Raw genomic sequence first — 22,361 nt, 5'->3', positions numbered from 1 at the left:
CAGCGGACTTTTGGCACGTCAGACGCGTGTCGTGACCGGCGTCGCCCATAGTATGGGGGCATGGCACAGACGTCGGCCCACACTGGGGCATTCGAGGGCCGCGTAGTCGGCTCGATTTCAGGGGACTTCGTAGTTCCCGGCTATCAGCGTGGTTACCGCTGGGGCCGACCGGAAGTTCAACGTTTGCTCGAGGACATTCAGGCGAGCGAGGGTGCAACATATTACCTCCAGCCGATCGTGGTCAAGCGACTGGGCGAGGATCGGTGGGAGCTGGTTGACGGCCAGCAGCGACTCACAACCCTCTTCCTCATACTCCAATTCATCAAGCAAACTGCCCTGCCATCCGCTGAAGCGCTCTATACGCTCGAATACGACACTCGCCCCCGCAGCGCCGAATTTCTTCGAGCTCCAAGTGCCGATGGGGCGACGAAGAACATCGACTTCTTCCACATCTTCGAGGCCTGGAAGTGTATCGAGGAGTGGTTCGAGGGGCAGGGGCCCGGTAAGACACTTGCTGCGATCAATCTCTACAAAGCCCTCTCCGAACGGGTAAAGGTGATCTGGTATGAAGCGCCCGACTACGTAAGCTCGACGGACCTTTTTACCCGTCTCAACGTGGGCAAGATCCCCCTAACGGATGCCGAATTGGTAAAAGCTCTCGTGCTGTCCCGCAGCCAGGATCTAGTAGCCCGAACAGATCGTGCCCAAGCTATGGCCGCCGAGTGGGACGTCATCGAACGCGATCTGCGAACCCCTGAGCTGTGGGCCTTCCTCACTGGAAACCCACAGCCGGAGGCAACCCACATCAGCCTCCTGCTTGACACTCTCGCAGGCGGTCCGAGGGGACACGAACGACCGCCATTCCACACGTTCGAAACATTGCGCCAACAGATTGTGGACGATGCAGACGAGTTCTGGAACAGAGTGGTGGATCTCCACTCACTTGTTCTCGGCTGGTTTGAGGATCGAAACTTGTTCCACAAGATCGGTTACCTCGTGGCGACCGAAAGTCGGTTCGTGGACATCCTTCTTCTTGCCCAGGGCGCCAAGAAGTCAGAATTCGACGCCAAGCTGAATATCCAGATACGGAGTCGCCTGCGGCTATCCGGGGAGACGCTCCGCGAGCTGTCCTATGAGTCGCCGTATGAGCGGCAGCGGCTCTCAGCTGCGCTGCTCCTTATGAACGTAGAAACCGTCCGGAAGCTCACGAACTCCACTGAGCGATACTCCTTCCGCGCGCATGCGACCGGTCAATGGTCGCTGGAACACATTCACGCGCAGAACGCAGAAGAGCTCCGAACCGTCCAGCAGTGGCTCGAATGGTTGCGACTGCACCGTGATGCGCTATCGAGCTTGCCGAACATACAGCAGGCCGTCCGGCTTGCCCTCGAGGAGCGTATCGACGAAGCGCTGCCGGACCTCACCGAAGAAAAGTTCCTCGAACTCGAACTCGAGCTGGCCCCATACTTTTTGCCGGATGGGGGTGGCACCGCGGAGAGCGATGTCCACTCGATCGCGAACCTGGCGCTTCTCGACAGCCGTGACAACAGCGCACTCAGTAACTCTTGGTTCGAGGTCAAACGACTTGAAGTTCTCAAGCGTGACCGCGGGGGATCTTACATTCCGGTGTGCACGCGAAACGTGTTCCTAAAGTACTACACCGGTGAGCGCGCCCAGCAGGTGCATTACTGGAGCCTGCAGGATCGCGAGGCATATTTCACAGCTATCGAGCGAGAAATCGGCCCCTACCTGCTGGGCGATTCCGCCGGCGTCGTTTGAACCAGGAAGGGAAGAGAACCAGTGAGTCGTATCGAATCATTCATCAGCGCATTTAGTTCGGACGCGGCGGCAGGAGAGCCGGTTCAGAGAATCGAAATCCCGCTCATCCAGCGTGACTACGCTCAAGGCCGTCGCGGGGTCAAAGTGGATGAGATCCGCGAAACGTTCCTAGACGTACTCCATGATGCTCTCGCTGGGCCGAACCCGCAGCGTGTGAGCCTCGACTTCATCTACGGTGAGATCGACGAGGGAACGCTCCAACCACTCGACGGGCAGCAGCGACTTACGACACTTTTTCTCCTTCACTGGTACATCGCCGCTCGTGCCGGGGTGCTTGATGGCACTGAGCCGTGGACTCGTTTCTCTTACGCCACGCGGCAGAGTGCGCGACGATTTTGTGAACGTCTGGTTGCTACGACACCGCCACCCGACGTCGAGAAGCTGTCTGCGTGGATCATCGACCAGCCTTGGTACCTGTTCGTTTGGCGTCACGACCCCACGATCCAGGCCATGCTCGTGATGCTGGATGCGATACACAGACAGTTTGCCGAAGTGAACGCCGTCGTCGCTTGGGAGCGCCTCGCCAACACCGCAGAACCGGCCGTGTGGTTCCACCTTCTGCCCGTGCCCGACATGGGGTCGGCCGAGGACCTCTACATCAAGATGAACTCGCGTGGTAAACCCCTCACGGACTTTGAGAACTTCAAGGCTCACTTTGAGAAGATCATCGAGTCGTCACCGCGCGCGTCAGATTTCGCGCAAAAGGTGGACGTTGACTGGGTAGACGTCTTTTGGCACTTCCGGGGCGACGACGATCTCGTCGATGACGAGTTTCTCCGATACGTCGAGTTCGTCACCGAGGTATGCGAATGGAGTGATCCCATCCTCCCGTCGATCTCCGGGTTGACGCTCGTAAAAAGGACCGAACGCATCTTCGGGGACGCAAACCCAAGCAGTGCCGAGCACCTCGAATTCCTATTCTCGGCATTCGACGCCTGGGTCGATCGTGACATTCCGGCGACCTTCGATCAGCTCTTTGAGGGAAATTCCGAGCTGAACGAGTCTGAGCGCAAAGTTCCACTCTTTTTCCGCGGTACCGATGTTAACCTCTTTGCTTCCTGCTGCAAGTCTTACGGATTGAGAAGTGGCGGCAGTCGGCAATTCACCTTTGGTCAGACGCTGATACTCCTAGCGGTGCTGCTTAACATTACCCACGGCACCGAGGACTTTCCTCGTCGCATGCGAGTGCTTCGAAATCTCATCGAAGGATCAACGGTCGAGATGCGTGCAGAGCGAATGCCTCGCCTGATCGCCGACACCAAAGGCCTTATCCTCGCTGGCGAGCTGCCCAAACCAGGCAACGGCTTCAGCTTGCCTCAGATCGATGACGAGCGAGCCAAGCAATTGTTTCGCGCAGCGAGCCCGGCGATCGAAGATGCGCTCGACGAATTGGAGGATCACCCACTCCTGCGCGGATCTTTGAACGCGTTCGAGCTTGACGCTGCGAAGTTTGAACAGCGCGCAGAAGCATTTCGCGAGCTAATCAGGTCCGACGATCTATGGAGTGACGCGGCAGGCGCGTTGCTGACCATTGGTGAGTATGAGCGGGCGCGTGGCCGCGACCCGCAGAACTCGCGGTCATTCCAATTCGTGACGTCCGACAGGGGATACCGAGACCCGTGGCGTCTACTGCTCACCGGGGCGACACGAAAAGGACTTGCGCCAACGAGTCGAGTGCTTGCTGATTTTCTTGACAACATCACTTACCGTCCGTCACCCCTCGCCGAGACTTTGAAAGAAATGCAGAGAGACTGGTTAGTCCAGCGTGAAGCGACAATGGAATTTGACTGGCGTTACTACATGGTGAAATATCCAGACATGCGGTCAGGAGGTTCAGGGATCTATTTCGCTGAAGGTGGGGAACTTGGGTACTCTCTCTGCAATCTCCGAGGCAGAATGACTCAGATGAACAGTCGCTACCGCGATCCCTACCTGCTCACAATTTGGCGCCACCTTGGTGAGCCAACAGAAGTCGAGAATCCATGGTTCATCGGCTACGAATGGAACCCACGGTTCTTGACGCTCACAGCAAGCGGCACGGGAATTCAGTGCTTCGCCGATGGATACCGGCTCTCGGAGCCAGCGGAGGGCGAATACGGGCCCGTTTACAAAGAAGCACTCTTGGAGTTCGGCATTAGTGACAATGGCATCCTTCCCGTCGCCCAGACTGCAGTTGGTGACCGCCAAGTTGACACAGAGGATCGAATCGAGGTGGGAGCAGCCCTTATGCGTGGTCTCATCAGTAAAGGGCTGTGAACTGTCGCACTTACCTTTGACGCTGGCCCAATTGCGGTAGACATCGCCGGGAGGCAAGTACCGCCGTTGACCCTCCATCCTTCAGTGCGGCGGATCGACAAGGTCCTGGAAGCAGTACGTGGGACAATGGCGCCATGACCCACGAGCAGCACGCATCCGCCGCGCCGGAACTGGACCGCACCGCCGCCCAGAAGAGCCTGGCAGAGGGCGGCATCCCCATCGGGGCTGCGCTCGCCCGGGACGGCGTGGTCATTGCCAGCGGGCACAACGAACGGGTCCAAAACGCCGATCCGATTGCCCACGGAGAAATGTCGGCGCTCCGCGCCGCCGGCCGGCAGAAGAGTTACCAGGACACCACGCTCTACACCACCCTCGCCCCGTGCGCCATGTGCGCGGGAACCATCGTCCAGTTCAAAATTCCCCGCGTGGTGGTGGGTGAAGCACGCACCTTCGACGGAGAGCTGGAGCTCCTGCGGACACGCGGAGTTGAGGTGGTGGTCCTGGATGATCAGCGTTCCGTCGACATGATGCGCACATTTCAGTTCGACAACCCGGACCTCTGGGCAGAGGACATCGCCGAGTAGGCCTCGCCGTACACTGGCGTTCATGGTCTCTCGTATCAGCGACCTGGTCCTCAACTGCTCCGATCCGGAACTCCTCGCAGGGTTCTGGAGCGGGGTCCTCGGATATGTCGACCGGGACCAGGACGCGGAGCTGGAACGCTTGCTTCCCCTTGGCGCCCGCCCGGCCGACCTCGGGCAACAGGCAGCACGCAGTGGCACGTCCTGGCTGACCCTGAAGGCAACGAGTTCTGCCTCCTGCGCAAGCGGCTTGACCCCTGATCCGACGCCGGGCTAACCCAACAGGTCCCTTCCCGTGTCGCTCAGGCCCGCCCGGAACGCCAAATACTGCGCATCCCTGCGTCCCACTAGCCGTCCCAGTTCCTCAACTGCTTCAGTATCCGCGGAGCCCGTGTTGGTGGAGAGCCATCGGACCAGAAGCCCAGCATTGGCGCTGGCTCGCACGGCCGATCCGACGGCGAAGTCCAAGTTGGTCCCGGAGCAGCTGGACCGCCAGAGTCCCGGAGGGGCTGAGCAGGGGAGCGAGGTAGGCGGCCAGCGCGTCGGCCACCCGCCCCTCGCGCAGCAGCAGCAGCACCCGCCCCGAATCCGAACGTCCGGCCAGGCCTGCAGCAAAGCGGTAGGGGTTAGACTCCACGGCATCGCCCAGCATGGAGCGGACCCGGAACATCTCGGTGCGGATGGCCTGCGGCGTGCCCGCATCGCCATACAGCTCATAGGCCAGCTCCTCGGCACTCCAGCCCTGAACGCGTGAATCCAGCAGTGCCAGGATCTCCGCGCGGCGCAGCGTCAGCGGCACCCGGGTGCCGTCCCGGAAGACGGCGGCAGGCTGGTCGCCGAGCAGTTCGAGCGACTCAACCCCCGCCGTCGGCCGTTCAATGGTGCGCTGCACCTGCCGCCGGGCGGGCGTTGGGGCACCCGCTGGCCTCCCGCCGTCGGGCGTTCCCAAAAGAGCCTCCGCCACCCTGACCGCGCAGCCCACCATGCGCAGGGTGTCCGCGCTGAGGGTGTCCAGCGGTACGGAGACGTCGAGCACGCCCAGCAGCCGGCCCGTGGCCGGGTCCGTGATGGGCGCCGCCGTGCAGGCCCACTCATGGTGGGTGCGGACCAGGTGCTCGGCGGAGAACAGCTGCACCGGCCGGCCGGTGACCAGTGCTTCGCCGATGGCGTTGATGCCGATCCCGGCCTCGGACCAGTCTGCCCCTTCGGAGAACTCCAGCCGGTCCGCCCGCCGGAGTACCTCCGGGCTGCCCACCCGCCACAGGATCTCGCCGCGGGCGTCGGTGGGCACCAGCAGGTGCCGGCCGGAAGTGGAATCGTCGGCCAGTTGGTCATGAAGCGCCGGCATGACCTACTGCAGCCGGTGCTCCCGCCGGAGCTCCAGGACGTCGGAAACGTCGTGCAGGTGCCGCGGGCTGTGCTGGTCCGGGCTGATGCCCAGGGCCATGGAACGGCGCCACGAATCCGCCAGGTTGCTAGGGATCTCCGGGCGCGGGACGCCGGAGATGACCAGTTCGTGGGCGCGGCGCAGGGCGCGCGAGTACTTCGCCGGGTTCGAAAACCTCAGGCCGTAGTCCAAAACAGCGTCCTCCTCACCGGCGGCGTCCTTGCCGGCAGTGCCCGTGTAACGCGGTTGAAACCCCCACTGCGTTCCAATAGTGATGCAGCTCACGCCCGTCCCAGCATATCGCAGGGGATTCCCGCGGACGGAGCCGCCGGGACCAACAGACACACGGACCATCAGACACAAAGGAGTGGACATGACCGAAACACCCACCGCAGCCGCGCAGGCCTGGCTGACGGAAGTGGATACCGCCCTGCAGCGGCGCGACGTGGACGCCGCGCTGGAGCTTTTCGAGGACGACAGCTACTGGCGCGACTTCGTGGCGTTCACCTGGAACCTGAAAACGCTGGAAGGCAAGGCGGACATCCGGCAGATGCTCGAGGCCACGCTGGACCACGTGCAGCCCGCCAACTGGACGTTGGCCGAGGACGCAACGGGCGATGCCGGCACCACAGAAGCCTGGATCACCTTCGAAACCGGCGCCGCCCGCGGCTACGGCCACCTCCGGCTGCGGAACGGCAAATGCTGGACGCTGCTCACCACCATGCAGGAGCTGAAGGGCTTCGAGGAGAAGAAAGGCCCGCGCCGCGAGAAGAGCGTGGCGCACGAAATCATCAAGGGCCGGCGCTCCTGGCTGGAACAGAAGGAGGAGCGCGAGGCCCGGCTCGGCTACGAGGAGCAGCCCTACACGGTCATCATCGGCGGCGGGCAGGGCGGCATCGGCCTCGCGGCACGGCTGCGGCGCCTGGGCGTCCCCACCCTCGTCATCGAGAAGAACCAGAAGCCGGGCGACTCCTGGCGGAACCGCTACAAGTCCCTGCACCTGCACGACCCCGTCTGGTACGACCACATGCCTTACCTGAAGTTCCCGGACGACTGGCCCGTCTTCGCCGCCAAGGACAAGATCGGCGACTGGCTGGAGCACTACACCCGGATCATGGAGCTGAACTACTAGGGCGGCACCGAGTGCGTGGGCGCCGAGTACGACGACGGCACCCAGGAATGGGTGGTCAGCGTAGTCCGCGACGGGTCGCCGGTGACCTGCGGCCCAAGCAGCTCGTGTTCGCGCTGGGTGTCTCCGGCTACCCGAACATTCCAGCGTTCGACGGCGCGGGGTCCTTCCTGGGGGAGCAGCGCCATTCCTCGCAGCACCCGGGCGGCGGAGACTGGAGCGGTAAGAAGGCCGTGGTGATCGGCTCCAACAACTCCGCGCACGATATCTGTGCGGACTTGTGAGAGCACGGCGCCCACGTCACCATGGTGCAGCGGTCCTCCACCCACATCGCCCGGAGCGAGTCGCTGATGGATTTGGCGCTGGGGGATTTGTACTCCGAGAAGGCTTTGGCGAACGGGGTGACCACGGAGAAGGCCGACCTGCTGTTCGCGTCGCTGCCGCTGCGGATCCTGCCCGAGGCGCAGGTTCCCGTGTATCAGGAGATGGCTGCCCGGGATGCTGATTTCTACTCCCAGCTGGAGGCCACCGGGTTCGACCTGGACTTCGGCGTGGACGGGTCCGGGCTGTTCGTGAAGTACCTGCGGCGCGGCTCCGGCTACTACATCGACGTCGGCGCCTCCCAGCTGATCATCGACGGCCGGGTGCAGCTTCGCTCGGGGGATGTTTCGAAGATCACTGGCAACGCCGTGGTCCTTGGTGATGGCACCGAGCTGGAGGCCGACCTGATTGTCTACGCCACCGGCTACGGCTCCATGAACGGCTGGCTGGCGGACCTGGTCTCTCCCGAAATCGCTGACAAAGTAGGAAAATGTTGGGGGTACGGCTCGGACACCCCGAAGGACCCGGGCCCCTGGGAAGGGGAGCTGCGCAACATGTGGAAGCCCACCAACGTGCCCAACCTCTGGATCCACGGCGGCAACCTGCACCAGAGCCGGCACTACTCCTCCTACTTGGCCCTGCAGCTCAAGGCCCGGATGCAAGGACTGGAGACGCCGGTTTACGAACTGCAGCCCACCCATCACACACGCTGATTCTTATCCGCTTCAATTGGGAGGACCATCATGAAAGCAGCACGTTTTCACGGCAGGAAGGACATCCGGATCGAGGATGTGCCGGAGCCGGAGCTCCGCGCCGGGGCCGTCAAGATCGACGTCGCCTGGTGCGGCATCTGCGGAACCGACCTGCACGAGTACCTCGAAGGGCCCATCTTTGTCCCCGCGCCGGGTCACGCCCACCCGCTCTCGGGGGAGGAGGCTCCGGTGACTCTGGGGCACGAGTTCTCCGGGACAGTGTCTGAAGTCGGCGAAGGGGTGACGGGCCTCGCGAAGGGCGACAACGTCGTCGTCGAACCCTACTTTGTCTGCGACGAATGCGATTCCTGCCAGGCGGGCAACTACCACCTGTGCCGCAAGATGGGGTTCATCGGGCTCTCCGGCGGCGGGGGAGGCCTGAGCGAGAAGATCGTGGTGGACGCCCGGTGGGTACATCCCATCGGGGACATCCCGCTGGATGAGGCGGCCCTGATCGAGCCGCTGTCCGTGACGCACCATGCGGTGGCGCGCAGCGGCGTGAAGGCGGGCGACGTGGCCTTGGTGGGCGGCTCGGGTCCGATCGGGCTGCTCACCGCGGCCGTCCTCAAAGGCATGGGGGTGACCACGATCGTCAGCGAGCTGACGCTGGCCCGTAAGGAGAAGGCGGTTTCCAGCGGCGTGGCGGACCATGTGCTGGACCCCAGCATGGAGGATGTCCCGGCGCGGGTACTGGAACTCACCGGCGGTACCGGGGCGGACGTCGCCTTCGAATGCGCGGGCGTGAACGCAGTGCTGGACACCATGCTCGACGCCGTCCGGCCGGCGGGCGTGGTGGTCAATGTGTCCATCTGGGGCGCGCCGGCCACGGTGGACATGCAGAAGCTGGTGCTGAAGGAGATCGACCTGCGCGGCACCATCGCCTACGTCCGGGACCATGCTGCGGCCATCAAACTGGTGCAGGAGGGCAAGGTGGACCGCAAGCCGTTCATCACCGGCAGGATCGCGCTGGAGAACCTGGTTGAGCAGGGCTTCGACACTCTGATCAACCACAAGGAGACGGCGGTGAAGGTGCTGGTGCATCCGTAGGGGTGCTGTGTGGTTGAGGTAATGCGGAGGAGTTGCACCGCCACGGCTCCGGCGCACGGCACAGCGAAGCCCCCGGCATATCTGCCGGGGGCTTCGCGGACTTTCCCTGAGTGTTATTTGACTGCTACGAATACCTTGTCACCGAGCATGCCCGGCCTGACGGCGAGAACGCCTTGGCCAGCCGTCGCCGACGGCACTTCGAAAGCCTCATTGCCTGTTGCTGTGGCGTTCTTGTAGAGCGTGCTTGTGGTGTCGATGGGCTCCGGTTCAATGACGGACTTGGCGAAACTGTTCACGGTCCTGCCGTCTGCTGTCACGTATTCGAGTGACACGAAGGCAGGCATCTGCCCGTTAGGGTCATCGCCGATGTAGGTAGTGGAGTAGTTCACGAGGATGTACTCCGAACCCGCGGTAGGCGGTTCATTGAATTGGTTGGCAGCGATAACAGCGTCCGTGGCGGCGAGGGAGACCGAGTTGACCACAACGCGCCAGTCCTTAGATTCAATGACCGAGCCGAGCGGGTGTGGGGTCTCGCGGGTCCCGGTCTTGGCAGCGGGAGCTTCCGCTGCCGCACCGTTAGTGGCACCTGCATCGCCGGACGGTGCTACGACTTTGGTGTCGCCGCTGCCGAGAGCGTTGTCGATGGACGACCCGACGACGGCAAAGAACACGACGACCCCGACAATTGTTCCAACGATAGACAGGATCAAGGCAGTGATGCCCATCCCCTTGGGCTTGTCCCTTTGGAACAGGGAGACGAGAGCCAGAACGAATGCGATCGGCAGCAGTATCCAGCCAACGATGAGGGCGCCGGGCATACAAGCGAAGATGAAGCCGAGCACTGCTGTGATGAGGGCGATGAGGCCGACGACGTTCAAAGGCTTCTTTGCCTTCGTCGGCTGCGGCGGGAGGGTCTGCGTTGACGCCTCGTAAGCCGACTGCGCGACAGGTGGGTGGATGGGCGAAGTCTGCTGTGAGCCCGCCCCAGGGAACTCTGGTGTAGTCATGGCTCAAATATGACAGACGCAAAAGCTTTTTATGTGTTACGACAAGACGCAACCTCAATATGACAAGCATGATTGGTATCTAGTGTTTTGGGATCAATAGCCATATAAGGTTGAACCTTTAACTTTGGAGTCAGTCAGGCTTCAGAATCGCCCGCACAACCTCAATGCCCAGCCCCCGAATCTTCCGGGCAGCGGTCTCGTCGAGGCGGGCGTCGCTGATGATGACGTCAAGCTCCTCCAGGGCGAGGACGCGGTATTTCGCGTGGTGCTCGAACTTGCTGCTGTCCGCCAGCAGCAGGGACTTCTCGGTTGGATGGCTCCACCACGTCGGCGCTGCTCTGCATGGTCTGCAGGTAGTGCATGCATCTGCCGTTCTGGAGCGTGGCCAGGGTGGCTGGCCTGTCCACGGTCCAGCTGATGTCCGGCATCTTCGCTTCCAGTGCTGCAATGAGTTCTGCACGGAGGGCATCGTATTTGGGGAGGCTGCCAGCTACCGGCGCGGGGGCCTCGGCGACCGGAGGGGCACGACGAATGCTGTCACTCCTGAACCCCCGTCTGGCCATGGGCGCAACAACCCTTCGGGAAAGTGGGCGGACGACGGGGGGCACGCGCCCGCCGTCGTCCGCTGGCGTTCTGGTCCGGACACCACGGATGAGTACGGCGTCGGTGTTCTGACTGGAACGGAGAGGACGACGGCGGCGCGCACCTGGGTGCGTACCGACGTCGTCAGCGGGAAACCATTGCCCGGTTCCTGCCGGCGGCGGTACGCTCTTCGTCCCGGCCGTGTCCCTGGAAGGATCGATCATGAAAGTCCTGGCCTCAGTCTCGCTGATGGAGCTTATCCTCCAGCTCATCGGAGCGCGGAAAGCCATCCGGGACGGGATCCCTTACGACGCGCCCATTGGCCGGGGCAAGCCCGAAGACGTGGCGCGCGACATGTGGGGCATGGGCAGCGGGCTGTCAGCGCCGTGGCACACGCTGGCGGTCCATGCTGCAGGGACCGCCCTGCTGATCGCCAGGCCGCGGCCGTGGGTCAGGCGGGCGGTCGGCTTGCTGGGCGCCCTCTACATCCTGGGCATCTCGTGGGAGCGGATCACGCGGGAGTCGTTCCGGCACCCGGACCGGGAGACCACCCCGCTGATATCTTCAGGGCTTGCGCTGTCCGTTGCCATGGCACTGCTTGGGCTGGCAGGTCGGATGGGGCGGTAGCCGGTCGCACCCTTCGGCCTTCGCGCCACCCTGTTCGTTTTCAGAAGTGGTGTGCACAAATGTCAGTACCCGACTGTACAGCCGTTCCTTGTCCATATGCGGGGTCGCCCTCGTTTCCGGCCCAGACGGCACCGCCGCCAGGGCAGGGCATCACCTGGAACGCCAGGCCGTCACGCTGGGCCCGCAGGTGGCGCCCGTCATCCTCGACCACTTCCCAGCCCGCCGCTGGCAGCGCTGCACGATAGTGCTGCAACACATCGACGTCTCCCGAGAGCACAAACCAGCGGGCACAGCCGCCCACACCACTTATGCCGCCACCGCTGTAAAGGCCAATGTGTTCGATGGAATCGAACGCCCGCTGGGACTCGCGGTCTGCACTGGCCATGGGCTCATCCGTACCCTCGATCACGCACTGAGGAGAGGAGTCGTACTTGCCGATCTTCTGCCCAAGGGCCAAGGGGGTGACAGCGAGCATCACGAGCAGCATCAGGACTGGGATGGCCACGGCCGTCAGTCGCATCCACAGTCGTGGCGAGAGGACCAAACCGACCACGGCAACCACCGCGACCAGACCGAGCGCCATTCCGGAAGGACCTGCCGTCAACCCCCAGGTGAGTCCTTCGAACGCGGTATCGGCAACACGGCCGTACACCGCCATGAAACCGCTGTGGACCAGCACAGCCAGCAGTGCCAGTACTGCCTCGACGGCGAGTAGTACCACAACAGAGACAGCTCGGCCGGTCATGGGCATGGCTCATTGTAGGTTCCGCCTGACGAGGTGTCCACGGGAGCCGATCGCAGAGGCCCTCCGGAGAACGCGATCGTGCTGTGCATGGACGCGAAGTCCTCCATCCAGGCTCTGGACTGCGATCGCAGACTCAATCCTCAAAAAGTCGCCCGCGGCCGCGTCGCCCTCGAAACCATAAAACAAAACTGAGACACTGTCGGGTGCCGCCCGGGAGGCGAACACACTGCTGCTGGTTTAGAAGCCGAACAGTTGGGCTGCCAGCGAGTACATCCCCCACAACCCAGCCGCTAACAGGATGCCCAGGTACGCCAAGACCAGCCTCGTATCGCGGAGGTAGCACTTCGACTTCGTCAGGCCCCTCCGTCGCGCTTTCCAATAGCCTGCGAATCCGACTGCAGCGAACACGGCCAGTGCCACCGGACCGGCTGCCCAGCCGAGCAGGGCAACGGTCGCGAAGATGCAGAGCCGCAGCGGATCGAAGGCCGGAGGGGACTGCGGATCCGTTTCAGGGTCAGGACTGTGTCCGTGCCGGCCTGCGTGCTTGGAGTGCACCAGCTGCGACGGCAATGGCCCGGCTGCGATGCGACGGGCGTCAGAAGCGGAACTCATCATTCCTCCCTATCGCTGACTCAGACCTGGCGGACTGGGAGAAGCTCCCGGCCTGTTGCTGTGCTTATTCGTTGCCTGGCCAGGGCTGGCCACGCCTGGACAGCACAGAACGGAGCGCACTGGTGATCGCCGGCGTCGCTCTTTGTGCCCACGTGGACGCAGCATTGTGTGAGCCGTTCCTCGATCATGGTGGAGATGTCCATGAAGGGTTTGACCATGATGCGCGTGATCCGTTCGGCGAGCAGCCTGCGCAGCCGCTGTTGCTGCCCTGGAAGCTTGCCGGCAGCCAGCGTGGTGAGCGTGCCGATGCCGAGGTCGCACTGGGTGCAGATGTTCTTCCAAAGGTCCATTGTCCGCGGGTGGGACAGCGATGACTGCTCGCTCAGCAGGTCCAGCAGGGATGACTTCATGAGGCTTCGCAGCTCGAGCGGGATGGCGCTGTCGGCGATGCGGTTGGCGATGCTGTCAGGATTGAGTTCCAGCCAGGCGAGCAGCTGATCGTGCCCGATGAGGGCTGTCAGCGAACGCCAGACCCCTGAGTCGTCCTTCAGCATGTAGCCCACGGACGCGCAGTGCGGATGTGAGCACGGGAGTGCTGTCAGGTCGTGCCATGAGACCACCCCTCCGGTTTGCTCGGCGAGCCGTTCCAGCACGCCTGTGTGGGTGAGCCTGTCCGTGGGGTCGATGCCGTGGCCGCGTCCGGAACCGAACACCGGCTGAAGCGCAACCCCACCCACGAACGGGGTTTCCAAAGCCCTCATGACGACGGCGCCTACCTCACCGTCGTTGACGCCGAGTGTCGCTGTCATCGTCAGGGTGGTGAAAACACCTGCCTCGGACAGGCGCGCGATGGCCATGTCTTTGAACCGGGTCAGGTCTCCGCCTCGGTGGTGGATGGATGCTTCTTTGGACGGGCCGTCGTATTGGAGGTACACCTCTACGCGGTCCCGGTGACTGGCGAGCAGTGCGAGCAGTTCGTCGTCGGTGGCCATGAGCATGCCGTTGCTGTTCACCATGATCCGGACGATCGGCCGAGCAACGAGTTCATCCAGGAGTTCGGCGAGCTGGGGATAAAGTGTCGGCTCGCCGCCGGAGAGCATCAGTACGTCCAGCCGTCCGTTTTCGCGGGCAAGCCGGGTGTCGATATTCTCGAGTACCTCGCTGAGCGGCGCCACTCCCTGCAGCTGGGGGCCGGAGGCGGTGAAGCAGGTGGGGCAGCGCAGGTTGCAGTGCTCGATGATGTCCTGCAGGAGGATGCACGTGTGCTGGGTCTGCATGGCGGGCAGCCCGTAGGCGTAGGCCTCCGGTATCTGGCGGTAGTTGCCGGCCTGATCCGGGATGTGTTGCTTGGTCGGCGCCTGCCACTTCTCCAGGTAACGCAGAATTTCCGGTGACTCGTCGTATAACGTGCTGACGAGGCCGTGGTCGGGGCAGCCGCGTTCAAGCCAGACGCGGTCATCACGGACCAGCAGTACGCCGGAGAGGCGCCGCACCTGCGCGAGCGGCGGGTTCGTCTCGTGGCAGCGGGGACAGAACGCTGTGACGTACTGGTGGATCCGGTCCCCGCGCAGCGGCTGGCCGGGGCCGGGCAGCGCCTGCCGGGAAGAGAACGGCGACGGGTTCATCTCAGCCTCCCATCTGTGCGAGGGCTCCGACGCAGACCCCGCCGCCGAGCAGGGTGAAGATCCCCAGACCAATCAGCAGCCCCGCACCCCACCGGGATGTGGGCGGCCAGACCGCCAATATAATCGCTATCGCCAGATAGCCGGCGATGGGAACGAAGGCGGACGGCCCGGTCAGTAAACGCATGTTGTACGGTCCACCGAAAACTATCGGTACCCCGAGATAGAGGGCATAAAGGGCAGTAGTCCCCAACAGGATTCCGAACCCCATGGGGCCGAGCGCTGGTTCAGGGGGCTCCTCCTCTTCTTTTTGGGGCAGTGGGGTGTCCTTGCTCATGCCACTCTTTCCAACTTCGGGCGGAGTGGTTTCCCGAAAACCCGCAGCATCCGCCAGGACAGCAGGGGGAGAATCATGAGGAGGAACCATTGGGGCCGGCTCATCCCCAGCCAGAGCACCTCGTTGCCGCGGACGAACTCGACTCCGAACCGGAACAAGGCGTAGGAAGTCACGTAGCAGATGAAGAGGTCGCCAGGACCAGGCAGGCGGTCCCGATAACGCCACATGAGCGCGAATGCTGCAACATGGAACACGATTTCATAGGCAAAGGACGGATGGAGCCCTACACCGGGAAGTCCGCCCAACATCGCAGCCTGCCCGTGCGTGAGCGATATCCCCCACGCACCGCCAGTCGGGGTGCCGGGCAGTTCCGTGAGAAGACAGCCCACCCGCCCGATGACCAGCGCCAAGGCGACCGCGGGCGCAAGCAAATCCCCGGTGGACTCGCGGTAACCTGTCAGCCGTTTACCCAAATGAACGCCGAACCACGCGCCCACAAGGCCCGCGAGGATGCTGCGGTCGCCGTTGCCCCACCAGTCCGCCAAGGAGACCTGCCGGGAAACATCCCACGTGAGGACCCTTGAACCGATCGCCCCGAAGGCGACAGCGAAACCGGCAATGGGCCACAACCGTGGGTCGGACAGGCCGCGCCGGCGCTTTTCATAGGCGTAGAACAGCAAGGCTGCGAGGATTCCCAGCCCTAACAGGCCGGCGTGCACCAGCCCGTCTCCCGCGAAGGGAAGCCCGATCATGAGCAGAGTGTAGCAGTGACAATTCCTGCCCCTCCGGTCCATGATCTGGACGTTCGCGGGACCTAGGAAGTACATAGCCGCCGCGCGACTGACACCTGATCCATGCTGAACACTCAGCGTCATGAGTTCACCGGCCCATCTAACGATGGCGGTTTGGCAATCCACTCTCCTGGGAGGCGCCGTCGTGACGGTTGTCGTGGCTGTTCTCCGCGGCGAAGCGGAGCGCGATCGGATCGAACCGCAATAGTTGGGTGAGAGGTTGAGCCGAAGAGCGAGGCTTGATGCGGAAGGGGAAACCGTGATCGCAGTTCTGAACCAAGTCCTCGGTTACGTCGAGGAGCACCTCACTGAGGAGATCGATGTCGCTGGCCTGACAAGCGGCCTCGGCACGACGGAGTATCACGTCCGCCGGATGTTCTCGTCACTGGCTGGCATGCCGTTGTCCGAGTACATCCGGCGGCGCCGCATGACCGTCGCCGCGGCCGATGTCATAGGTGGCCGCGACCTTTTGGGGACTGCAGTGCGCTTCGGCTATGGCTCCACCGAAGCATTCAACCGGGCCTTCCGGGCGGTGCATGGCGTCAGCCCGGCCGATGTGCGCCGGGACGGTGGCCCCCTTCGGACACAACCACAGCTCAGGTTCCGCCTGACGATAGAAGAAAATACCACCCTGGCGGCCCCGGGCGCCGCCGCAGCGGAGCCGTCCCAGATTACGGGGCAGATCCTGGTCAAGTTCCGCGACACCGGTGCGGCCGAGGGTGTGCTGCGCGGGCACGGTCTCACTGAGGGCCCCGGAATCGGCAGCACCGGCGCCCACCTGATCAGGGTTCCCGAGGGCAAGGAACTGAAGCTCATCGAGGCGCTCAGCCGGAACCCCGCCGTTGAGTACGCCGAGCCGGACGAGGTGGTTACTCCTGCTACGGATGACCAGTATTTCCAGCGCCAGTACGCACTGCACAATGTTGGCCAGTCCTTCACGAACACCGCCGGCACGCTGACCATCGCCGCGTGGAAGCCGGACGCCGATGTGGACGCCGTGGAAGCGTGGAGCACCACGCCGGGGACTGGCATCAAAGTTGCCGTGCTCGACTCAGGCGTGGCAAACGACAACCCCGACATCAACACGAAAGTTGTTGCGCGGGCCAACTTCACCAACGGGGAAACCGGGGACGACAACTACGGCCACGGCACCCACGTGGCCGGCAGGCAACGGCGGTAACCAGACCAAGATCTACCCGTGCGCATACCCCAACGTCATCGCCGTGGCCGCTACCGACAACTTTGACGCCAAAGCATCGTTCTCCACCTACGGCACCAGCTGGGTGGACATCGCAGCACCCGGAGTCAACGTCTACTCGACGTTCCCCAACCACAAGTTCGTCCTTGAGGGCCAGTACAACCGGTCACGGGGTTACGACGTCGGCAACGGCACCTCGATGTCCTCACGGATCGTCGCTGCCACTGCCGCCCTTGTGTGGAGCAGGAACACTGGCGCTACCAGTGCGGTGGTCCGGGACAAGGTCGAATTGACGGCGGATGCTATTTCTGGCACCGGAACGTACTGGAAATATGGCCGCGTGAACGCTGACAAGGCCGTCCGGTAGTCATTGTTCGGGGGTCGCGTACCGCGTCTTGCGGAAGCGCTAGGGCCGGCTCACCCGGGCCGGCCGCATCATGGATCATGTCAAAGGCGTTCGCCTGTCGAGGCCAGTAATGCTCATATGACGTGATGCAGGGTTGGGTGAGGCTCAGCTCCGAGGGGAAGCGCCAGGGTCTGCGGTGACTGCCTCGAGCAGACGGTCGAAGCTTTCCACTCCGTAATCGGGCGGCGTGGCTGCCAGAACGACGTATGTGGTGGTGATCGGTTTCATGATGGGTTTTGCATGCTTCGAGGGCTTCGGTGAAGTATTCCGAATGACTTTGAGCTCCAGACCAGCTACCCCGTTCACAGACAGCGGCCTGGTTTTGCCAGTGACGAGCAGCAAGCGCAAATCGTCAGCCCCGAGTTGGGCAGCGCTGTCGACGGAGAGTTCGTGGAGTACTTCGTTCACAGACGCGGTCACCCCCTGGAGAAATGCCCGCTCTCGAGAACTCCTTGCGAGGATGCTCAGTGCCGTGAAAGTGGTTGCAAACATAGCCACGAACAACACCACGGCGGACACGTCCCTCAGGCCAGGAATCAGGAGCATCAGGAGGAAGCACAGGGCGAGTCCCACAACCGATAACTTGCCGAATAAAGCACCCGCTCCATCGTCTGGCCTCCCAGTCCACTCCTTGTCAGTGAAACTGCAGACGACCCGGTGCTTAGTTTGTGGGTTCTTCATGATCAGTTCCCTTTCACCTCCAGCAGGGCCTCGGCAAGAATAATGGCCTCCCGGGCCTCACGGAGGCTGTCACGAAGGCCGGGGTCGGGGACGCCGAAGCTGAGATTGTCGGCGGAGACCGACAGGTCCGCGGCGATTTTGCTGAGATTCTCCCGCTCCTGGGCGATCCTTCTCGATGACGCTAATTTGACCGTGCTCTTGTCCAGTTCAACAAGCGCCGCGTTGATGTGGTCCCGGCGCGCCCGGATCCCGCTGCACACCTGCTGGAGCCGCTGCGCGCGATTGCTGAACATCTGCTCCATCTTCAGGGCAACCTCATGGAGTTCGCTGAGGCTCCGGTAGGTCCGGGCCTGCTGCTTTGCGGCTTGGAGGTTGAGGAGCTGACGGACTCGAGTGCGTCGCTGACCCCAAAACTCGACGCCTGCGTTGTTCTGGTCTAAGAGGAGTCCGGCGGCGTCCAGGGCCGCGCTCAGGGCATCCCGACGGGGAGTGAGCTTGGCGGCCGCTGATTTCAACCGGCCGATGAACTCGCCATAGTTGTCGAGCGGTACCGCAACCGCGTCGTCCCTGCCGGCCAACTGAACGGAGGGGCTGGCCAGGGGTTCATTTGCGGGCGTTGGAGATCCCTCCGCTGCTCCGATCCTGGGCGGGTTGGCAGGCATCCGCGGCGGGACAGGTCGTGGGTCGCGACCGGACTCAGATGCGCTGTTGCTCATGAGTAGCCATCCCATTCATGATCAATCACGGAGCAGGAGCTTGATGCGCGCGCCTACTTGTGAATAGTCATTCTAAAGCTCGAGGCTGCCGTTGTCTCCGGCAGGGGATTGACAGCCCAACCGCCGGGTTTCGACGGGCTCAAGGACGCAGCCGCGACTGTCGTCAGGGCCGTTGTACTTTTGATTAGAGCGGACGGGATCGCGTTGCACGCCACAGGCTCGCCATGCGCGAGCGTGGCTTCCGACAGATTCAAATGTGGGTGCCGGACGCACGCACGGAGGAATTCAAGCGTGAAGCGCGCCGGCAAGCCATGGCAGTTGCCGCCGCAGACCGCGCCGGTGACGACCAGGATTTCGTTGAGCAAATTTCGGAAGACTGGCCGGAGTGAATCGAGGCGAGCTGTGGACGGTCTCAGGCGGAACATATGCGCAAAAACCAGGGCCAGCACTGATCATCCAGGATGACCTGTTTGCGGCGTCAAAGTCGATCACCCTCCTGCCCTTAACATCGCAACTGACGGACGCCCCACTGCTGAGGCTGACGGTTGAACCCGGCCAACTCACTGGCCTGGAGCGCGTAAGTCAGATCATGGTGGACAAGCTGACCACGGTGCGTCGCGCCAACGTTGGCCAGCGAATGGGGCGAGTGGATGCCAAGACCATGGTCGCAGTCGAGCAGTCGTTGGCCGTCTTTCTTGGTCTGGGACGCTGACTCACACACCTGGTGTTGTAGGTTCAATGGCTAGGTCTCGGCGGGGACGACGCCATGACGGCACTCCTCGATTCGGCCGAATACTTCGTCCAACCCGACAGCTCAACCACCCACCAGACCCAGGCACCCCGCCCTGGATCGCGAAGGAGGCTTTCGTGCTGACGGGGGACCCCGGCGTCGTGACGTAGTCCAGCACCCGGAAGTCCGCGGTCATCGCCTCTTTCGTAATGCGGGTGTTCACGTAGCCGCGGTTGTCGTTGTAGAACTTCAGGTGCGGGTTCCAGGCCATGGTCGGGTCCTTGGTGGAGCCCGAGCCGTTGCCGGTGGGAGTGATGGACGTGCACACCAGTTCTGAGCCGACCACGGGGGGAGGCGGGGTCCTTGTAGTCCACCTTGATGTCGTTGGCCCAGTTGCGGTGCACGTCGCCGGTGAGGACCACGGCGTTACGGACGTTCGCGTCCACCCAGCCTGGCTGATGCGGCGGCGGGACGCGGCGTAGCCGTCCCACCCGTCCATGGAGACGTCGTCGATCTCCGGGCGCCTGGTTGCGGTCCTCGGCGAGACGTTCCGCCACGTTCTTCTTCCAGCCGTCCCCGGCGAGCTGCTCGTCCCGGTACTGCCGGGTATCCATCATGTGCATCCGCACCATCGAACCGCGCGATTCGAGGATCAGAAGCGCGACGCCGTCCCGGAGCCGGAGGGATTGCGTCCGAGCGGGACTCCGCTCGTGTCCGTCGCGATGCCCAATTGCCCGCTCGTTGTCCCCTGGTAGGTGGGGGTGCCGGCGGGGACGCCGGTGGCCCGGGTGCCGCTCTTGAGGGCTCCGAGGGTGATCGTGAGGGTCTTGCCGTCCGCACTCAGCGAGACGGAGGACCGTGGGAGGGTGCTGGTGCCCTTGAAGGTGAGGTTTCCGCCGGTGCTGGTGGTGTAGTGGGCGCCGAGGTTGACGGTGCCGAAGTTGTTGGTCGTGCAACCCGTCGAGAGGGTCAGAGTGTCGTTGGGGGCGGAGGTGTTGCGGCTGATCAGCACGCTGACGCTGTTGCTACTCTGGGTCCACGGCCCCGTGGTGCTCGTCCAGGTGTTGCAGAACGAGCTCGGGCTCATCGGCTCGTTGAACGCGACCACGACCTTGTCGTTGGTGTCCGCTTTGCCGGCGGTTCCGCCGTTCTGGAGCGTGACGGACACGACCCTCGGGCCGATGCGGCTGGTCGCCGTCGTCACCGTGCTGATGTTGCCGTAAGTGTCGGTGGCTTGGGCCGAGAACGTGACCATGCCCGAGTTGAGGGTGCTTAGGTTCATCGTCGCGGACCAGTTTCCCGAGCCGTTCGCGGTTGCCGTGGCCGTTAGGCTTTGATTCCCCGAATCGGTGGCCGTGAGCGCCACGGCTGCCCCCGGATCGGAGGTCCCCGCGAATGGCACGGCGGTCACCGTGTCGCCCGTGATCTGGGACGGCACGCCCGTGAACTGCGGTGCCGTTGCGGTCGTCTTCTTCGTTCCGGTCTGCGCTGCGGACGCGCTGATGTTGCCGGCCGTGTCGGTCGCGGTTGCGGTGTATGTGAGCTGGCCGTCGCTCAGGCTCGTCAGGTTCAGTGGCGTTATGGACCAGTACCCGGTTCCGTCCGCGGTCGCGGTCGCTGTGACGGTTTGAACGGCGTCGGGGTCCGTGATGTTGAGCGTGACGGTCGCGTCGGCCTCGGCGCTGCCGCTGACCGTCACGGACGTGACGGTCGCGGCGGTGACTGTGGCGGGGGCCGTCAGTGTCGGCGCGGCGGGGGGCGCGGTGTCCTTGGGGACGGTTGCCGTCGTCGCCGGGCTGACGTTGCCCGCCGTATCGGTCGCGGTTGCGGTGTATGTGAGCTGGCCGTCGCTCAGGCTCGTCAGGTTCAGTGGCGTTATGGACCAATACCCGATTCCGTCCGCGGTCGCGGTCGCTGTGACGGTGTGAACGGCATTGGCGTCCGTGACGTTGAGCGTGACGGTCGTGCCGGCCTCGGCGCCGCCGCTGACCGTCACGGACGTGACGGTCGCGGCGGTGACTGTGGCGGGCGCCGTCAGTGTCGGCGCGGCGGGGGGCGCGGTGTCCTTGGGGACGGTTGCCGTCGTCGCCGGGCTGACGTTGCCCGCCGTATCGGTTGCGGTTGCGGTTGCGGTCAGGGTCACGGTGCCGTCGTTGAGGCTCGAGAGGTTGAGTGTCGGAAGGGACCAGGCTCCCGTCGAGCTGGCCGTGGCCGTTCCGCTCACGGTATGGCCCGCGCTGTCGGACGCTGTGACACTCACGGTGTCCGCGGCCATGGCGGTGCCGGAGACGGGCACTGCATCGACGTTGGCCACGTTGACGACGGAGGGTGCGTCCAGCGTGGGCGCGGCGGGGGGCACGGTGTCCTTGGGGACCGTTGCCGTCGTCGCCGGGCTGACGTTGCCCGCCGTATCGGTTGCGGTTGCGGTCAGGGTCACGGTGCCGTCGTTGAGGCTCGTCAGGTTGAGTGTCGGAAGGGACCAGGCTCCGGTCGAGCTGGCCGTGGCCGTTCCGCTCACGGCATGGCCCGCGCTGTCGGACGCTGTGACACTCACGGTGCCCGCGTCCCCGGCGGTGCCGGAGACGGGCACGGCATCGACGTTGGCAATGTTGACGACGGAGGGTGCGTCCAGCGTGGGCGCGGCGGGGGGCACGGTGTCCTTGGGGACCGTTGCCGTCGTCGCCGGGCTGACGTTGCCCGCCGTATCGGTTGCGGTTGCGGTCAGGGTCACGGTGCCGTCGTTGAGGCTCGTCAGGTTGAGTGTCGGAAGGGACCAGGCTCCGGTCGAGCTGGCCGTGGCCGTTCCGCTCACGGCATTGCCCGCGCTGTCGGACGCTGTGACACTCACGGTGCCCGCGGGCCTGGCCCTGGCGGTGCCGGAGACGGGCACGGCATCGACGTTGGCAATGTTGACGACGGAGGGTGCGTCCAATGTGGGCGCAACGGGCGGTGGTGCCGGGCTGACCGTGATGGTCGAGGTGGTTGAACTTGAGCC

Annotated in this window: 20 protein-coding genes and 4 pseudogenes; 11 read left to right on the top strand and 13 right to left on the bottom strand. The window is 63.6% G+C overall.

Annotation, left to right across the window (positions count from 1 at the left end; all coding sequences use genetic code 11):
- The first annotated feature begins 60 nt into the window (after positions 1–60).
- From ACX80V_RS17930 to ACX80V_RS17915, 4 genes and pseudogenes are all read left to right on the top strand, one after another.
- On the top strand, positions 61–1,779 hold the full coding sequence (locus ACX80V_RS17930) for a DUF262 domain-containing protein (protein WP_485844279.1): 1,719 nt from the start codon (positions 61–63) through the stop codon (positions 1,777–1,779).
- A gap of 21 nt (positions 1,780–1,800) precedes the next feature.
- The gene (locus tag ACX80V_RS17925; RefSeq protein ID WP_485844278.1) at positions 1,801–4,095 is read left to right on the top strand and encodes a DUF262 domain-containing protein; all 2,295 of its coding nucleotides are present in this window, start codon (positions 1,801–1,803) and stop codon (positions 4,093–4,095) included.
- A 134-nt stretch (positions 4,096–4,229) separates the two neighbouring features.
- Positions 4,230–4,679 (top strand): nucleoside deaminase, encoded by a 450-nt coding sequence (locus ACX80V_RS17920; RefSeq protein WP_485844277.1) that lies wholly within the window; start codon positions 4,230–4,232, stop codon positions 4,677–4,679.
- 22 nt (positions 4,680–4,701) lie between these two features.
- Positions 4,702–4,937: pseudogene (locus ACX80V_RS17915) on the top strand (VOC family protein).
- 112 nt (positions 4,938–5,049) lie between these two features.
- On the opposite strand, the gene ACX80V_RS17910 reads toward ACX80V_RS17915, so the two are convergent.
- Together ACX80V_RS17910 and ACX80V_RS17905 are read right to left on the bottom strand one after the other, a co-directional pair.
- Positions 5,050–6,024 carry a GAF domain-containing protein gene (locus tag ACX80V_RS17910; protein WP_485844276.1) on the bottom strand — a complete coding sequence of 325 codons (975 nt, stop codon included), beginning with the start codon at positions 6,022–6,024 and terminating at the stop codon, positions 5,050–5,052.
- A gap of 3 nt (positions 6,025–6,027) precedes the next feature.
- Entirely contained in the window at positions 6,028–6,348 is a 321-nt protein-coding gene (locus ACX80V_RS17905) for a hypothetical protein (RefSeq protein WP_485844275.1), read from the bottom strand.
- 88 nt (positions 6,349–6,436) lie between these two features.
- Between ACX80V_RS17905 and ACX80V_RS17900 the strand changes: the two are divergent.
- Positions 6,437–8,226, top strand: a pseudogene (locus tag ACX80V_RS17900) (NAD(P)/FAD-dependent oxidoreductase).
- A 30-nt stretch (positions 8,227–8,256) separates the two neighbouring features.
- A complete protein-coding gene (locus ACX80V_RS17895) occupies positions 8,257–9,312 on the top strand; it encodes a 2,3-butanediol dehydrogenase (RefSeq protein WP_485844274.1) in 1,056 nt (351 codons plus the stop codon).
- Positions 9,313–9,425: 113 nt separating this feature from the next.
- Here ACX80V_RS17895 and ACX80V_RS17890 read toward each other — a convergent pair whose 3' ends face one another.
- Positions 9,426–10,319 (bottom strand): hypothetical protein, encoded by an 894-nt coding sequence (locus ACX80V_RS17890; protein ID WP_485844273.1) that lies wholly within the window; start codon positions 10,317–10,319, stop codon positions 9,426–9,428.
- A gap of 804 nt (positions 10,320–11,123) precedes the next feature.
- Between ACX80V_RS17890 and ACX80V_RS17885 the strand changes: the two genes are divergently transcribed.
- Positions 11,124–11,528: a hypothetical protein gene (locus ACX80V_RS17885; protein WP_485844272.1), complete on the top strand. Its 405-nt coding sequence runs from the start codon at positions 11,124–11,126 to the stop codon at positions 11,526–11,528.
- Between the two features lie 40 nt (positions 11,529–11,568).
- Here the strand turns inward: ACX80V_RS17885 and ACX80V_RS17880 are convergent, their stop codons facing one another.
- The 5 genes from ACX80V_RS17880 to ACX80V_RS17860 all read right to left on the bottom strand — a co-directional run bounded on the left by ACX80V_RS17880 (position 11,569) and on the right by ACX80V_RS17860 (position 15,596).
- The gene (locus ACX80V_RS17880) at positions 11,569–12,273 is read right to left on the bottom strand and encodes a hypothetical protein (RefSeq protein WP_485844271.1); all 705 of its coding nucleotides are present in this window, start codon (positions 12,271–12,273) and stop codon (positions 11,569–11,571) included.
- A gap of 237 nt (positions 12,274–12,510) precedes the next feature.
- Positions 12,511–12,885 carry a hypothetical protein gene (locus ACX80V_RS17875; protein WP_485844270.1) on the bottom strand — a complete coding sequence of 125 codons (375 nt, stop codon included), beginning with the start codon at positions 12,883–12,885 and terminating at the stop codon, positions 12,511–12,513.
- Between the two features lie 20 nt (positions 12,886–12,905).
- Positions 12,906–14,510, bottom strand: a complete 1,605-nt coding sequence (locus ACX80V_RS17870) for a radical SAM protein (protein WP_485844269.1) — start codon at positions 14,508–14,510, stop codon at positions 12,906–12,908.
- Position 14,511: 1 nt separating this feature from the next.
- Entirely contained in the window at positions 14,512–14,844 is a 333-nt protein-coding gene (locus ACX80V_RS17865) for a hypothetical protein (protein WP_485844268.1), read from the bottom strand.
- Positions 14,841–15,596 (bottom strand): prolipoprotein diacylglyceryl transferase, encoded by a 756-nt coding sequence (locus tag ACX80V_RS17860; protein ID WP_485844267.1) that lies wholly within the window; start codon positions 15,594–15,596, stop codon positions 14,841–14,843. The genes ACX80V_RS17865 and ACX80V_RS17860 overlap by 4 nt, the downstream gene beginning before the upstream one ends.
- A gap of 298 nt (positions 15,597–15,894) precedes the next feature.
- Here ACX80V_RS17860 and ACX80V_RS17855 point away from each other — a divergent pair, with 298 nt between their 5' ends.
- Both ACX80V_RS17855 and ACX80V_RS17850 read left to right on the top strand, forming a co-directional pair.
- On the top strand, positions 15,895–16,815 hold the full coding sequence (locus tag ACX80V_RS17855) for a helix-turn-helix domain-containing protein (protein WP_485844266.1): 921 nt from the start codon (positions 15,895–15,897) through the stop codon (positions 16,813–16,815).
- Between the two features lie 43 nt (positions 16,816–16,858).
- The gene (locus ACX80V_RS17850; protein ID WP_485844265.1) at positions 16,859–17,200 is read left to right on the top strand and encodes a S8 family serine peptidase; all 342 of its coding nucleotides are present in this window, start codon (positions 16,859–16,861) and stop codon (positions 17,198–17,200) included.
- 144 nt (positions 17,201–17,344) lie between these two features.
- On the opposite strand, the gene ACX80V_RS17845 is transcribed toward ACX80V_RS17850, so the two are convergent.
- Both ACX80V_RS17845 and ACX80V_RS17840 read right to left on the bottom strand, forming a co-directional pair.
- Positions 17,345–17,920, bottom strand: coding sequence for a hypothetical protein (locus ACX80V_RS17845; protein WP_485844264.1), 576 nt, complete (start codon positions 17,918–17,920; stop codon positions 17,345–17,347).
- A 2-nt stretch (positions 17,921–17,922) separates the two neighbouring features.
- A complete protein-coding gene (locus tag ACX80V_RS17840) occupies positions 17,923–18,636 on the bottom strand; it encodes a hypothetical protein (RefSeq protein WP_485844263.1) in 714 nt (237 codons plus the stop codon).
- A 206-nt stretch (positions 18,637–18,842) separates the two neighbouring features.
- On the opposite strand from ACX80V_RS17840, the pseudogene ACX80V_RS17835 reads away from it, so the two are divergent.
- Positions 18,843–19,025 (top strand): annotated as a pseudogene (locus tag ACX80V_RS17835) (antitoxin MazE-like protein); the annotation flags it as partial.
- Positions 19,022–19,348, top strand: coding sequence for a type II toxin-antitoxin system PemK/MazF family toxin (locus tag ACX80V_RS17830; RefSeq protein WP_485844262.1), 327 nt, complete (start codon positions 19,022–19,024; stop codon positions 19,346–19,348). The pseudogene ACX80V_RS17835 and the gene ACX80V_RS17830, both read left to right, overlap by 4 nt.
- A 1-nt stretch (position 19,349) precedes the next feature.
- Here the strand turns inward: ACX80V_RS17830 and ACX80V_RS17825 are convergent, their stop codons facing one another.
- The 3 genes and pseudogenes from ACX80V_RS17825 to ACX80V_RS17815 all read right to left on the bottom strand — a co-directional run.
- The gene (locus tag ACX80V_RS17825) at positions 19,350–19,865 is read right to left on the bottom strand and encodes an alkaline phosphatase D family protein (RefSeq protein ID WP_485844353.1); all 516 of its coding nucleotides are present in this window, start codon (positions 19,863–19,865) and stop codon (positions 19,350–19,352) included.
- Positions 19,759–19,980 (bottom strand): annotated as a pseudogene (locus ACX80V_RS17820) (alkaline phosphatase D family protein); the annotation flags it as partial. The gene ACX80V_RS17825 and the pseudogene ACX80V_RS17820, both read right to left, overlap by 107 nt.
- 38 nt (positions 19,981–20,018) lie before the next feature.
- Positions 20,019–22,361 (bottom strand): beta strand repeat-containing protein (locus ACX80V_RS17815; RefSeq protein WP_485844261.1); only part of this gene is annotated, 2,343 nt, incomplete at its 5' end.

This window comes from Pseudarthrobacter arbutini, from assembly GCF_054510915.1.
This window is presented reverse-complemented; position numbering and strand designations above follow the sequence as displayed.